Origin of the sequence: Ensifer adhaerens (assembly GCF_028993555.1) — a bacterium.
Taxonomy (GTDB): domain Bacteria; phylum Pseudomonadota; class Alphaproteobacteria; order Rhizobiales; family Rhizobiaceae; genus Ensifer; species Ensifer adhaerens_I.
The window spans coordinates 2,921,838-2,935,307 of record NZ_CP118610.1 but is presented as its reverse complement, the minus strand read 5'-3'; the positions used below and the strand labels follow the sequence as shown (position 1 = coordinate 2,935,307).

14 protein-coding genes are annotated in these 13,470 nt (G+C 62.3%); 7 read left to right on the top strand and 7 right to left on the bottom strand.

The window, feature by feature from the left end; all coding sequences use genetic code 11:
• Positions 1–14 precede the first annotated feature (14 nt).
• From PWG15_RS14385 to PWG15_RS14375, 3 genes are all read right to left on the bottom strand, one after another.
• Positions 15–1,277, bottom strand: coding sequence for an ABC transporter substrate-binding protein (locus PWG15_RS14385; RefSeq protein ID WP_275020884.1), 1,263 nt, complete (start codon positions 1,275–1,277; stop codon positions 15–17).
• 68 nt (positions 1,278–1,345) lie between these two features.
• Positions 1,346–2,518: a PLP-dependent transferase gene (locus PWG15_RS14380; RefSeq protein ID WP_275020882.1), complete on the bottom strand. Its 1,173-nt coding sequence runs from the start codon at positions 2,516–2,518 to the stop codon at positions 1,346–1,348.
• The gene (locus PWG15_RS14375) at positions 2,515–3,231 is read right to left on the bottom strand and encodes a FadR/GntR family transcriptional regulator (protein ID WP_275020880.1); all 717 of its coding nucleotides are present in this window, start codon (positions 3,229–3,231) and stop codon (positions 2,515–2,517) included. The genes PWG15_RS14380 and PWG15_RS14375 overlap by 4 nt, the downstream gene beginning before the upstream one ends.
• 145 nt (positions 3,232–3,376) lie before the next feature.
• Between PWG15_RS14375 and PWG15_RS14370 the strand changes: the two genes are divergently transcribed.
• A complete protein-coding gene (locus tag PWG15_RS14370; RefSeq protein ID WP_275020878.1) occupies positions 3,377–3,631 on the top strand; it encodes a hypothetical protein in 255 nt (84 codons plus the stop codon).
• Positions 3,632–3,711: 80 nt separating this feature from the next.
• On the opposite strand, the gene PWG15_RS14365 is transcribed toward PWG15_RS14370, so the two are convergent.
• Together PWG15_RS14365 and PWG15_RS14360 are read right to left on the bottom strand one after the other, a co-directional pair.
• Positions 3,712–4,815, bottom strand: a complete 1,104-nt coding sequence (locus tag PWG15_RS14365) for a M24 family metallopeptidase (protein ID WP_275020876.1) — start codon at positions 4,813–4,815, stop codon at positions 3,712–3,714.
• Between the two features lie 333 nt (positions 4,816–5,148).
• Positions 5,149–5,841 (bottom strand): GntR family transcriptional regulator, encoded by a 693-nt coding sequence (locus PWG15_RS14360; protein WP_275020875.1) that lies wholly within the window; start codon positions 5,839–5,841, stop codon positions 5,149–5,151.
• Positions 5,842–6,064: 223 nt separating this feature from the next.
• On the opposite strand from PWG15_RS14360, the gene PWG15_RS14355 reads away from it, so the two are divergent.
• From PWG15_RS14355 to PWG15_RS14340, 4 genes are all read left to right on the top strand, one after another.
• Positions 6,065–7,432 (top strand): glutamine synthetase family protein, encoded by a 1,368-nt coding sequence (locus PWG15_RS14355; protein ID WP_275020873.1) that lies wholly within the window; start codon positions 6,065–6,067, stop codon positions 7,430–7,432.
• Positions 7,429–8,742, top strand: coding sequence for an NAD(P)/FAD-dependent oxidoreductase (locus PWG15_RS14350; protein ID WP_275024430.1), 1,314 nt, complete (start codon positions 7,429–7,431; stop codon positions 8,740–8,742). The genes PWG15_RS14355 and PWG15_RS14350 overlap by 4 nt, the downstream gene beginning before the upstream one ends.
• 258 nt (positions 8,743–9,000) lie before the next feature.
• On the top strand, positions 9,001–9,915 hold the full coding sequence (locus PWG15_RS14345) for a transglutaminase-like domain-containing protein (RefSeq protein ID WP_275020871.1): 915 nt from the start codon (positions 9,001–9,003) through the stop codon (positions 9,913–9,915).
• Positions 9,916–10,040: 125 nt separating this feature from the next.
• On the top strand, positions 10,041–10,190 hold the full coding sequence (locus tag PWG15_RS14340; protein WP_275020869.1) for a hypothetical protein: 150 nt from the start codon (positions 10,041–10,043) through the stop codon (positions 10,188–10,190).
• A gap of 11 nt (positions 10,191–10,201) precedes the next feature.
• On the opposite strand, the gene PWG15_RS14335 is transcribed toward PWG15_RS14340, so the two are convergent.
• A complete protein-coding gene (locus PWG15_RS14335) occupies positions 10,202–10,594 on the bottom strand; it encodes a YybH family protein (protein ID WP_275020867.1) in 393 nt (130 codons plus the stop codon).
• A 52-nt stretch (positions 10,595–10,646) separates the two neighbouring features.
• Entirely contained in the window at positions 10,647–11,264 is a 618-nt protein-coding gene (locus PWG15_RS14330) for a TetR/AcrR family transcriptional regulator (protein ID WP_275020865.1), read from the bottom strand.
• Between the two features lie 118 nt (positions 11,265–11,382).
• Here PWG15_RS14330 and PWG15_RS14325 point away from each other — a divergent pair, with 118 nt between their 5' ends.
• Together PWG15_RS14325 and PWG15_RS14320 are read left to right on the top strand one after the other, a co-directional pair.
• Positions 11,383–12,477, top strand: a complete 1,095-nt coding sequence (locus PWG15_RS14325) for an ABC transporter substrate-binding protein (RefSeq protein WP_425536761.1) — start codon at positions 11,383–11,385, stop codon at positions 12,475–12,477.
• Between the two features lie 108 nt (positions 12,478–12,585).
• Positions 12,586–13,470: an ABC transporter permease gene (locus PWG15_RS14320; RefSeq protein ID WP_275020862.1), complete on the top strand. Its 885-nt coding sequence runs from the start codon at positions 12,586–12,588 to the stop codon at positions 13,468–13,470.

Sequence of the window (13,470 nt, the reverse complement as noted above, 5' to 3'; positions counted from 1 at the left end):
CACCGGCCACAGGCTTACTTCTTGCTCGCGAGGAACTTCTGCTGCGCCTTGGTGAGGTAGTCGGCCCACTGGGTGGCGAGTTCTTCCGGCGTGATGTCGCCGAGCAGCGCTTCCTGGGTCGTCTTGATGGCAAGCGAATCCTTGAAGAAGGCGAATTCCTCAAGGTAGGTCGGCATCACCGTCAGCACGACATCCTTGTCGGCGAGTTCGTCGAACCAGCCCTTGAACTGCGGGCTTGCGTAGAAGGGATCCTTCTCGGCCGACTTGTGTACAGGCAGGGCGCCGGTGCGCTTGTTCCACTCGATGTTGCCTTCCGGCCCTTCGAGCGTTTCGATCAGCTTCCAGGAGAGGTCCTTGTTCTGGCTTTTCGACAGCATCGACCAGCCGGCAAAGCCGATGGTGGTAAACGCCTTGCCGCTCGGACCCTTCGGCATGGTGGTGACGCCGAAGTCTTCCGACTTCATGCGCTCGGCGATCGCGATCAGCGCATCCGGATCCTGGTCGAGGAAGGCGCAGGTGCCGCTGTAGAAACCGGCGACGATTTCGTTGAAGCCCCAGTTGACGCTGTCCTTCGGCGCCAGCCCCTTCTTGTAGAGATCGATCACCCAGGTGAGACCCTTGACCCAGCCTTCGCTGTTCATGGTCGAGGTGCCGTCTTCGTTGAAGAAGGTATTACTGCCGGCCATGGTCGCGCCGAACATCACCCAGCCGTTGAGGCCACCTGGACCGCCGCGCAGGCAGTAGCCGGACTTGCCCGGAAGCTTGGAGACGGCTTCCGACGCCTTGACGAAATCGTCCATGGTCTTCGGCGGCTCGCTGACGCCGGCTTCCGACAGCAGCTTCTTGTTGTAGAACATGGCGCGCAGATAGAAGCCGTAGGGCAGCATGTAGGCGGTGTCGTTGATATCGCGGCCGAGCTCGAGCGTGCGTTCCGTCAGACCACCCGTGTGCTCCCACTTGGCGAGATAGGGCTCGAGGCTTTCTAGCATGCCGTTGTTGGCATAGAGCGACAGCCAGGTGTCGGGCATTTCCATCACGTCAGGCAGCTCGCCGGCCGAAACCATGGTGGCGAACTTCTGGAAGGCCTCGCCCCAGGGCAGAGAGATGATCTCGACCGACGTGCCGGGGTTGGCGGCCTCGAACTTGGCGACGATCGACTTCAGCGTCTCGGTGCGCTCGGGGCTGGTGATGACCTCGACCAGCTTCAGCTTGGTGTCGGCGAGCGCGCTTCCAGCCATCAGGGTGGCAAGAAGCGTGGCAGTGATCAGTTTCTTCATTTCTGTTCCCTCTTTTCTTCGTTGGTTTTGGTTCAAAGTGGGAGAGCGGGATCTCAATCCCGCTCCTGTCAGCCTGTCGAAGCGACGGCGAGCGCCGCTTCGAGATCGCTCCAGAGGGCCTCCGTTCCCTCCAGGCCGACATGGAGCCGTACCGACCGCGGCGAGATGCCGAAGGCGGCCGCGGAATTGGGCTGTGCTTTCTGCGACAGTACGACTTCGCCCGGCACGATGAGGCTTTCATGTCCGCCCCAGGAAACGCCGAGCTTGAAGAGTTCGAGATGATCGGCGAAGCGCCGGACGTCGACGCCCTCGCGGAAGATGAAGGAGAAGAGGCCCGAGGTGCCGGAAAGGCCCGGCGGCAGCGTGTTGCCAAGGCCCGGGTGGCAGACGGTCTCGACCAGCGGATGGGCCTGCAGCCGCCGCGCGACTTCAAGTGCTGAGCGCTCGTGCGATTTCATGCGGATCGGCAGGGTGCGCAATCCCCGGATCAGGAGCCAGGCATCGAAAGGTGAGAGCTTGCCGCCGAGATAGGGATAGGCTTCCGAGCGGATGCGGCCGATCAGTTCCTTCGAACCGGTGATGACCCCGGCAACGACGTCCGAGTGGCCGCCGAGATATTTCGATGCGGAATGGATGACGAGGTCGACGCCGAGCGAGATCGGCTGCTGGAAGATCGGGCTTGCCCAGCTGTTGTCGATCGCGGTGATGATGCCCTGGTCCTTGGCAAGACGGGTAAGGGAGGCGACGTCGTGGGTGTCCATCACCCAGCTTGTCGGGCTTTCCATGTAGAAGAGCTTGGCGCCGGGCAGGGCTTTCGCGACGGCTTCCTCGTCGCGGCCGTCGACATAGGTCACCTCGATCTTCATGCGCTTCAGATGCGTGCCGAACAGGCGGAAGGCGTCGGGATAGACATGATTGACGGCAACGATGCGGTCGCCGGGTTCTACGAAGGAGAGCACGGTCGACGAGATCGCCGACATGCCGCTCGCAAATCCGATCGCGTCCTCGCCGCCTTCGAGCTTCGCCAGCATCTCCTCGAACATGCGCACCGTCGGGTTGAGGCCGCGGGTATAGATCGGCCGCACGCGCTCGCCCCGATAGGAGGCGACCATGTCGTCGTAGTCCTTGAAGGTGAAGAGCGAGGTCTGCACGATCGGCGGCACGACGGCATCGAAGGCGTGGCCTTCGTCGTGCGCGACGATCAGCGAGGCGTGGTCGAACGGATCGAGGCCGTTGGTCATTTGGACATTTCCTTGATGTCTTCCTCGACGATCGCGAGGATTTTCAGCGTTTCTTCGCGCGCAGCGTCAGGGTCCTGGGCTGCGATCGCGTTGAAGAGGGTGCGGTGGAAGGGGAAGGAGCGGCGGGCGAAGTCCGACCGGTCGAAAGGCTCTTCCCAGAAGCGCTCGAAGGCCTCGCGCATCTGTTCGAGCAACTGGCGGAAGAGCGGATTGTGGGTGGCGTCGTAGATTGCGAGATGAAAGGCGAGGTCTTCCGGGCCTGAGGTGCCCTTGGCGATGTGCACCCGCTCCATCTCGTTGAGCTTGATTTCAATGATCTTCAGGTCATCATCGGTCCGCCGGCGCGCGGCGACCATGTTCGCCTCGACCTCGATGCCGCGGCGGACTTCTAGCGTCATCAACAGCACGTCGCGCAGGTGGGCGGCGTCGAGCGTGAGTGGCATGTGGACGGTGGCGCCCGAGATCGCGCGCAGGAGATAGGTGCCGCTGCCCTTGCGCGCCTCGACCACGCCAAGCGCCTGGAAGTGGCGGATGACCTCGCGGATGGTGGAGCGGCCGACGGCGAGCGCCGTCATCAGTTCGCGCTCGGCCGGCAGGCGTTCGCCAGGCTTCAGTCCCGATTGTTCGATGTAGTCAGCCAACGCGGCAATAACCTGCTGGGCCCGATCGGCCGGGGGCAGGGGCATCAGTGCTGCTCTTGCCGGTTCACTCATTCGGCGCCCTCCCCAGAGGCCAAATTGGTCTGACATCTGAGCACTATGGATAAGGCGAGGGAGGTCGTCAAGTGGTAACTGATGGACGTGGACGACCATTGACCTGTCGCGCCTCAGGCGTAGACAGGAGGCAAGGAGCTTGAAGATGATGAAATCAGGAAGTCTATTCGCTACCGCCATCTTGGGCGGGCTCTTTGCCGTGATGGCTGTCGCGGGCGATGCGGGAGCGCAGATGCGCACCAGAAAGTTCGAATATTACGAGGGGATCCAGCGCAAACCCTATGGCCACTACTGGATCTTGCCGCCGGTCGAACAGCGGGAGCCGGCCTACAGCCAACGTCCCGGTAAGGATGGTTCTGCCGGCAACACGACGAGATCTCGCAAGCGGCCGACCCAGTAGGCCCTGCTCTGCTGCCAAGCGAACCGGACAGAGAGAAGCGGCGCCCGAGGGCGCCGCAACTTTGATCAGACGTTGTTTGATCAGACCTTGGCGACGTGAACGTCGCGGGGGAGGGAAGAGAGAACCTCCGGCCCGTCCTCACGCAGAATGACGATGTCTTCGAGCCGGATGCCGAAGCGGCCGGGGAGATAAATGCCGGGCTCGATGGAGAAGACCATGCCTTCCTCCAGCACGGTTTCAGAGGTCGCGGTGATGTACGGCGGCTCATGCCCGTCGATGCCCATGCCGTGGCCGGTGCGGTGGACGAAATACTCGCCGTAGCCTGCATCCGAAATCACCTTGCGGGCTGCGTCGTCGACGTCCTTGGCGAGAACGCCCGGGCGAGCCGCCTTCAGTGCCGCCTGCACAGCCCTTTCGACGATCGTGTGGATCTGGCCGTAGCCTTCAGGTGCACGGCCGACGATCGCCATACGAGTGATATCGCTCGGGAAGCCCTGCTTGCGGCCGCCGATGTCGATGACGACGGCGTCGCCTTCCTCGATCACCCGCTCGCTCGCCGAGTGATGCGGGAAGGCGCCATTGCCGCCGGCGCCGACGATCCAGAAGGCCGGTGCCGCACCTTCCGAGGCGAAGTGCCCGCGGATTTCGGCGGCCAGTTCCTTCTCGGTCATGCCCGGGCGGATCTTCGAAAACGCCGCCTGCATCGCACGGTCGGCAATGCCGGCGTTCATTTTCAGAAGCGCGTATTCGCTCTTGTCCTTGCGCATGCGCAGAGCGCCGAGCGTCGCCGGCGTGAACTCGCGGGCGGTATCCGTGGGCAGCGCGTCGATCAGCAGCAGCGCGAAATCCGCGCGCATGGTCTCGTCGAGCACGACGCGGCCTGGTGCGGCGGCGTCGACATCGGCGAGGGCCGACGTCAGAGCGTCGCTCGGTCCTACGTCATCGGCCCAGTTGTGGAACTCGATGTCGGTGTGCTCGCGCGTTCCTTCGGCATTGAGTGCCGGCATCAGGAAGGCTTCCTTTTCCGGGCCGATCAAAAGCAGGCAGGGCCGCTCGTCCGGATGCGGGTGGTAGCCGATCAGCCAATCCATGTGCGATCCCGGCGCGAGCGCGACGAGGCCGACCTTGCTTTCGGCCATCTTGCGGCGGAGGGCTGCAAAACGGCTCTTGGTGAGTTCGTTCATGGTGTTTCCAGTTCTGGCTTGAGGACATGAGATGCGCTCGCCGCTCACCCGGCGGCAGCGCTCATCGACGGACGGAATGGGGTCGCCGGGCGGATCGGCGTGATGCGCGTTTACGGGGAATGCTGAGGGCCGGTGCAGGTGGTGCCCCGGGCTGAAAATCTCTGGCTCTCCAAGCGGACTCCTCCCCCTCGAATGCACAAGCATAGGTCCGGAAGGCTGGCCGCTTCCCGTTGCTATGCATCTGTATTTGTTCGACTTTGGTGCCGCGTCCGGGCGTTGTCAATACGGAATTTTAGTCACACTAAAATTTATGCGATATCTCATGCCGCCAACTCAGGCCGCCAACCGCAGGAGGCGCGCGACCGCCTGCTGGTCGAAACCGCCGATCCCCTCCCGGATGTCGGCGGCGATCGCGTTGGCCACGGCCTCTTCATCGCGCCGCCTGAGCGCCTCGATCGCTTCCCGATGCCGGTCCACTACATAGAGCTCGGTGACGTGTTCCATGGCGATGCCGAGGATGGGGCCGAGCTGTAGCCAGACGCTCTCGATCAGCGGCATGGCGACCGCATCGGGGTTGGCCGTATAGATCATACGGTGAAACGCCTGGTTGGCGATCAGCGCCGCCACCTTGTCACCGCTGCGGATCTCGGTCTCGATGCTGTCATCGATCGCTGCGATCTGCTCGATCTGGCGCTCGGAGAGGTGGGCGACAGCTCGGCGCGCGGCATGGCTTTCGAGCGCGATGCGGAGCAAGATCAGCTCCTCGAAACGGGCGGGCGTAATATGCGGCACGACGATCCGGCGGTTTTCGAGGAACTGCAGCGCACCGATCGAGGTCAGTTGTCGCAGCGCCTCGCGCACCGGCGTCGGGCTGCTTTCGAGCGCCTCGGCAAGGCCGCGGATGGTGACCGAGGTGCCGGGCCGGAAGGCGCCGACCATGATCGCCTGCCTGAGCCGGTTGAAAGCGTAGTCATGCGTGGTCATGCCGTCGGGTCTGGCAAGTGGCGGCAAAACGAGGGGTTTCAAGTACGCCTGTCCTTCTGGCCGGATCACGATGAGTTGGGGTCGGGTCGACCCGAAGTCATTGCGATCAATATTCACGATGGCGAGCGGAATGCGGAAGGAGCCTGCATACACTTTCCGGCGCCCCGCTCTACCTCAAACGCCTAATAGCATCGCTCACGCTTGACTCCAATTCCTGAGTTGTGTCAAATTTCTGAAAATGTGATCACAAAAAGAGATTTGCGATATGTCGCTCGACGCGGAAGATCCCAGCGCATTCAAGGCATGGCTCGAGCAAAACGGGCCGATAGAAAGCATCCAGGCGGTTGTCTGCGACCTCAACGGCATCATGCGCGGCAAGCGCGTGCCGGTGGAGCAGGCGGCCAAGGTGCTCGGCGGTGGCATCCGCATGCCGCTCTCGATCGTCGGGGTTGACGTCTGGGGTGAGGACATCATCAACAGCGAGCAGGTGTTTGCGAGCGGCGACCGCGATGGCATCTGCGGCGTTACCGGCCGCGGCGCGCTGCCCGTCAACTGGACCTCGCGACCAAGCGCGCTGGTGCCGCTCTGGCTACAGCTCGAAGACGGCAAGCCGTTCCTGGCCGATCCGCGCCAGGCGCTGGCGGCGGTCGTGCGCGAGTATCAGGAACTCGGCCTTCGCCCCGTCGTTGCGACCGAGTTAGAATTCTATCTGATCGACCCGGAACCCGACAGCGCTGTGCCACCAATCTCGCCCTATACCGGCAAGAGGCTCGATTCCGACGCGATCCTGTCAATCGACGAGCTCGACGATTTCGGTGAGTTTTTCTCCGACGTCTACAAGGAGTGCGCCCGGCAGAACGTGCCGGCGGACGCGGCGATCGCCGAAAACGGCATCGGACAGTTCGAGATCAATCTGCTGCACACCGACGATCCGCTGAAGGCGGCCGACGACGCCATCTTCTTCAAGCGTATCGTCAAGGGTGTGGCGCGCAAGCACGGGCTCGCTGCGACCTTCATGGCCAAGCCTTACGGCACGCGTTCGGGCAACGGCCTGCATATCCATTTCAGCCTGCTCGACGAAGAGGGCAACAACGTCTTCAACGACGGTAGCGACGAGGGTTCGCCGATGTTGAAGAATGCTGTTGCCGGGCTGCTGCGCGGCATGGCCGAAACGACGCTGCTGTTTGCGCCGCACTTCAATTCCTACCGGCGCCTGCGGCCGGATACGCACGCGCCGACGGCCGTCTGCTGGGGCTACGAGAACCGCACCTCGGCGATCCGCATTCCCGGCGGCAATCCCGCCGCGCGCCGCATCGAGCACCGCGTCGCCGGCGCGGATGCCAATCCCTATCTCGTCATTGCCGCGATCCTCGGCGCTGCCTTGGTCGGCATCCGCAACAAGTGGAAGCCGCCGGCGCCGGTTTCCGGTCGTGCCTATGCAGCGGAGAAATTGCCCAAAATTCCCTCGGAATGGGGGCAAGCGGTCGATAGCTTCGAGGCAGGACCGATTGCCGCCGAAATCTTCGATCCCGTGCTGCGCTCGATGCTGATCGCCTGCAAACGCCAGGAGATCGCAGGCTTTGCCGAGCAGGTCACGGACTACGAATTCAGCGCCTATCTGGAAATTGTCTGATGCTCACGAAACAGAAATCCTATGCCGGCGACGGCAGCTACCCGACCAGCTACTACGCTGCCTCCCGTAACATCGTCCGCACGCCGGTCCGGTTGCAGGGCCGCGTCGAGACCGACATCTGTGTCGTCGGCGCCGGCTACTCCGGCCTGTCGACCGCGATCCACCTTGCGGAAAAGGGCTACAAGGTCGTCGTCATCGAAGGTGCTCAGGTCGGCTGGGGGGCCTCGGGCCGTAATGGTGGTCAGGTCGTCAACGGCCTCAATGCCAGCCTTGCCACCATCCAGCGCCGCTATGGCGAGGATGCGGCGCGCTTCGTCGGCGGGCTGGTGCAGGAGGGCGGCAAGATCATCCGCCGTCTTGTCAGCCAATATCAGATCGACTGCGACCTGAAGCCGGGCAATATCTACGCCGCCTACACCCCGGCGCACATGCAGGAACTCGAAGCCAAGCAGGCACTCTGGCGCAAATACGGCATGGATGATCACCAGCTCCTCGACCGTGCGGCGCTTGCCAAGCTCGTGAAGTCGGATGCCTATTGCGGCGGCATGCTGGATACGACCGGTGGGCACATGCATCCGCTCAACCTCGTGCTCGGCGAGGCGCGCGCCTTCGAAAGCATTGGTGGCACGATCTACGAACAGTCGCCGGTGACGCGGGTCGACCACGAGGCAGCAAGGCCGAACGTTTATACCGAAGGCGGTGAGGTTTCGGCGCGCATCGTCGTGCTCTGCGGCAACGCCTATCTCGGCGACGCGGTGCCGAAACTTGTCTCGCGGGTCATGCCTGTTTCGACGCAGATGATCACCACAGCGCCGCTTGGCGAAGAGCTGGCCCATTCGCTGATCCCGAGCGACATGTGCGTCGAAGACGTGCGCTACATCCTCGACTACTTCCGCCTTTCGGCAGACAAACGCATGATCTTCGGCGGCGGCACCGTCTACGGCGGTACCGATCCTGCCGATGTGGTTGCGAAGCTGAAGCCCAATCTCGAAAAGGTGTTCCCTGAGCTGAAGGGGGTGAAGATCGACCACGCCTGGAGTGGCAATTTCGCACTCTCCTTCACCCGCGTGCCACAGATGGGCCGGATCGGCAGCAATACCTACTTCGCCCACGGCTATAGTGGCCACGGCGTCACTGGCTCGCACCTCTTCGGCCGCACGCTCGCCGAGGCAATTGATGGCGACACCACGCGTTACGACGTCTTTGAAAAGCTGCCGTGGTATCCGTTCCCGGGCGGCCGCATGTTCCGTGCCCAATATTCGACGATCGGTTCCTGGTGGTACCAGTTCAAGGATGCGGTCGGTCTCTAAGGGCAATTCGCCAGGAACAATCCGGTGCCGCGGACGTTTTCGAGCGACGGACCGCTGCGTGTGTGGCGGTCCGTGGTCGGACTTGGGCGAAATGTGATTACGCCCGCCTATCCCGATGCGGTACTATCGATCTTCTGCGCCATCGGCTCGCCCGATGAAGGGTTATGGCCTGTTGCGTCTCCGGCATGCGGCCCGCGCTTCGCGCGCCGCAACCAGGGGGCTCGTCGCCCCCCGATTGATATCCTGGGAGGCCCCGAGATGTTCGTGCGCTTTGGCTATGAAATCGGCATTCGCTGTCCGCAACCGACACCGATGATGACCTATCTTTCCGTGGTGCCGGAGCGGCGAGGGACCCTTCGCCGCGAACACGGCCCGGTGTCTTCGCCGCTCGTGAAGATGGAACAGATCACCGATCCGCACGGCAACACGTGCTTCCGGATGACGGTGCCGGGTGGAGATTTCAAGCTGTCCTATGATGCGGTCATCGAGGATGATGGCAAGCTGGATGCTTCAGATCCATTGGCAGAGGCGGTGCCTGTTGAAAACCTTCCTGCGGCATGGCTGCCCTATCTCGCCGCCAGTCGTTACTGCGAAACGGACCGGCTGGGGACGCTTGCCTGGCGTCTGTTCGGCGATGTGCCGGCAGGCTGGGAGCGCGTTCAGGCAATCTCGGACTATGTGCATGAGAGGCTGGTCTTCAGCTACGGCTATGCCCAAGCGATGCGCACGGCGCTCGAAGCCCATGAGGATCGCGTCGGCGTCAGCCGTGATTATGCGCATCTGGCCATCACCTTCTGCCGCTGCATGAACATGCCGGCGCGCTACGTGAACGGCTACATGGCCGACATCCCGAAGAGCGACAATCCGGCGCCGATGGATTTCAACGCCTGGTTCGAAGTCTTTCTTGGAGATCGCTGGCATACGTTCGATGCCAAGAACAATCAGCGGCGGGCAGGACGCATTGCCGTTGCCCGTGGCCGCGACGCGGCCGACATTCCGTTGATCCAGACCTTCGGCAAACACGAACTGACCGCCTTCACCGTCTGGACCTGCGTCGAAGCGGACAGCGCGCTTACGCGCTCGCACCGTGGTTCCGATGTTTCGTTGCTGACCCCGTGGTTCAGCGAAACCTGGTCGAAACACCTTCAAGACCGCGACCGCAACCGCCATTGACGACGCGCCGAACCGATTTTTTACGACATGCGCATTTAGAGGAAAATAATATCTATAAACTCAATCGAGAATATAGGAGAACGAGAGAGAAGGCGGGCGATGTCCGCACGTGACGGAGAGACGCGATGAACGCTTCGAGGCCGATGGCACATTCCCGATACGCGCTTTATGCGTCTGCGCCCGGGCGCCGCTCGTTCGTCCATCTGGTCCCTCACGCAATTGCGATCGTGGCCGCTTTCTCCTTCGTCAGCGCCGTCGTCGTTGGCGCCTTCTGATCTTTTTCGATTTAGCTCTGGCGCGACAGGTGCTCGTGTACGGCGATCCAATCGCCTGACGATGCCCGCTGGAAAACGATCGTTTCCCGCTCGTCCGCCGTCGTCGGTTCGCCATTGAATTCAAGCTCGGTCTCGACGCGGTGCGTGAAGACCGCGACATCGCCCACCGCCTGGACATGTCGTTCGCTCGACCGGCAGGTGCGCACGCGAAAGCCGTCCCGTTCCTCCCAAAGGGCCCATTCCGCCTCATAGGCCGCCCGGCTGAGGAGCGGCCGATCGAGCGTGTGAAAGATGAAGGTAGCGTCTGGCGCGAAGGCCGAGAAATAGGCGGCACGGTCATGGCTTGCGAAGGCTGTGACCAACCGGTCGGCGGCCTGAAGCACCGACTGCTCGAGATCGTTCATGGTGTTCCCTCTTTTGTCCGGGGCGGTTTGTTCCGGTCGTGTTTTGGATTGGTCAGCGCGCTGCGATGAGCGTCGCCAGCGGCCGGTTCTGGCGTGAAACGCGTGCCTTCAGGTCATCGAGCGTCATCGGCTCGCGCTTGGCGAACTCGGTGAACATCATGTTGAGATTGTTGAAGAACATCTCGCCGACCGCCTCGGCGTCGATATCGAGCGCGACGACACCCTTGGCCTTCAGCTTGAGGATCAGGGTTGAGATCTGATCGCAAAGCCGCCGGTCAAGTTCGGTGTAGCGCTTGCTGAATGGGCTTTCCGGCTGCTGGATGGCGATCGCCATGGCGGTGCGCCACATCTCCTTGCTGAGATAGTAGAGCGAGTGGTCGTAATACTCGCCAATCAGCGCGTCCAGCGCGCCCATGACGGAGGCGGGCGGATTGTCGACGATAGAGCGGCCGGCGGCGAGCACCTCCTCGACTTCCATCGATACGGTGGCCAGCAGGATGTCGCCCTTGTTTTCATAGTAGTTGTAGAAGGTTCCAACCGAGACCTCGGCGCGCTCGGCAATGTCCTCGATGCGCGCACTGTCATAACCGACTTCGCGAAAGAGCACGGCGGCGGCGTCGAGAATACGCTGGTTCCGATCGGCTTTTTGCCGTGCGCGCAGTCCGGTCATCTGGTGTTTCCCCAAATTATGAATTCGTTCAAAATTGAGATTGACTTAAAAAATGAATTCATTCAATCTTTTTTTGAAGACGCCGAAACGAGCGTCAAAACAAGAGGGCAACAGCATGATGCAGTCAGTTCGTGACGGTGCGCGCCTGCGCCGTTTTTTCTCCTCCACGGCCGCAGTCGCGATCGCCGCGCTGTCGACGATGGCAGCTCCCGCACCGGTCTTTGCCCAGGAAGAGCTCAATGCGCTCGTTTGGTGCGACCATACCGATCCGGCGCTCCTGGAGCCGTTCGAGAAGGCCAACGACGTCAAGGTCAACGTGAAGGTCTATGAAGGCACCGGGGCAGGGCTTTCGATCCTCGATCAGTCGCAGCCGGGTGATTGGGACGTGCTCGTCATCGACGGTGTCGACGTGCACCGCGCCATCGATCTCGATCTCCTGGCCGAAATGCCGGCCAATGCGCTGCCGACTGCCGATATCTTCCCGGAAGTGCGCATGGAGGCCAACAACACCAAGGACGGCAAGACCTACGCCGTCACCGAGAAGTTCGGCTACAACACGATTTCCTACGACAAGACCAAGGTCGATCCGAAGGACATGCAGGACCTGTCGGTCATCTGGTCGGACAAGTACAAGGGCCGCATCGCGCTCTATGACTATTACCTGCCGATGATCGGTCTCGTCGGGCTTGGTCTCGGCAAGAAGACCTCCGAGCTTACCGATGCGGACATGCCTGCGATCAAGGAAAAGCTCGCAGCGATGCGTGCCGTGTCGAAGCAGGTGAGCGACGTCGTCTCGTCGCAGACGGCACTCGCGACCGGCGAAGTCGACATTCTCGTCGGCGGCGGCGAGTGGATCACGGCAGTTCTTTCAGCCGACAAACCGAGCCTCGACTGGACCATTCCCGAGCAGGGCGCGGTGCGCTGGGCACAGTCGATCGGCGTCATGAAGGATTCGACCAAGCAGGAGTTGGCGCTGAAGTTCGTGCAATACATCCTGAGCCCCGAGGGCCAGGCGCGGCTTGCGACGTCGTCGTGCTACTGGGCGATGCCGGCCAATGCCAAGGCGGGCGAATTCCTGAACGACCAGCAGAAGACCGCCCTGCGCTTCAACGAGCAGGCCGAATACCTGAAGAAGACGCAGCTCTATCCGATCCCGTCGGCCGAACTCGACCAGCAGTTCCAGGACGCCTGGACGGAAATGCTGCAGCAGTAACGATGGGGGCGGGTGCGGTCAGCGCCGCGCCCGCCTGATCTTCGTTGTAAGCCGCTGCGGCGGTGCGAGGGCAAACTATGCCCGCAACCTTTGAGCCCCGGGATAGCCATGGCAGACGCCGGAACCCTTGTAACAGCGACAGCGCTTGAAGACGCCGACCGCCGGAAGGCGTGGGGTTTCGTTGCCCCGGCGCTGCTGTGGACCATCGCCTTCTTCGTCGTGCCCTTCGCCTTCATGGCGGCGATGAGCCTCTGGAAGCGGGAAGGGCGGGACCTCGTCCGCGTCTGGAATTTCGACAATTACACGCGTTTCTTCTCGGAGAACGCGTTGTTCCAGGGGCTCGTCAATTCGCTCGAGATCACCATCATCGTGACGGTGATCTCGGTGCTGCTTGCCTATCCGCTCGCCTGGATCATCGCCGAGCGGGTGCCGAAGCGGCTGCAGCGCATGGCGCTGATCCTGGCGATCCTGCCGTTCTGGACCTCCTATGTGGTGCGTTCGTATTCCTGGCTGCTGGTGCTCTCCAAGAATGGCGTCATCAACCAACTGTTCCTGAACATTGGCCTGATTTCCGAGCCGCTGGAGCTTGCCAGCACCCGCACCGCGACGGTGATCGGCTTTGTGCATTTCTTCGTCATGCTCCTGACGCTGACGATCTATTCCAACCTGATCCAGCTGTCGCCGAACTACCGCCGGGCGGCCGCCGACCTCGGTGCCAATGCCTTCCAGACCTTCTGGCACGTGGTGCTGCCGCTGACGCTGCCGGGCATCGTGACCGGCGCCTTCCTCACCTTCGTGCTCTGCATCGGCGACTACGTCACGCCGCAGATCCTCGGGGGGAACAACGAGCTGGTGCTGCCGCAGATCATCATGCTGCAGCTTGGCCGCCGGGCGGATTTCCCGATGGCGGCGGCACTGTCGATCGTCCTGATGCTGGCCGTCACCGTTGCTTATCTCGCCTGCGCCCGCTGGCTGAAGATCGAGAGGGCCTGA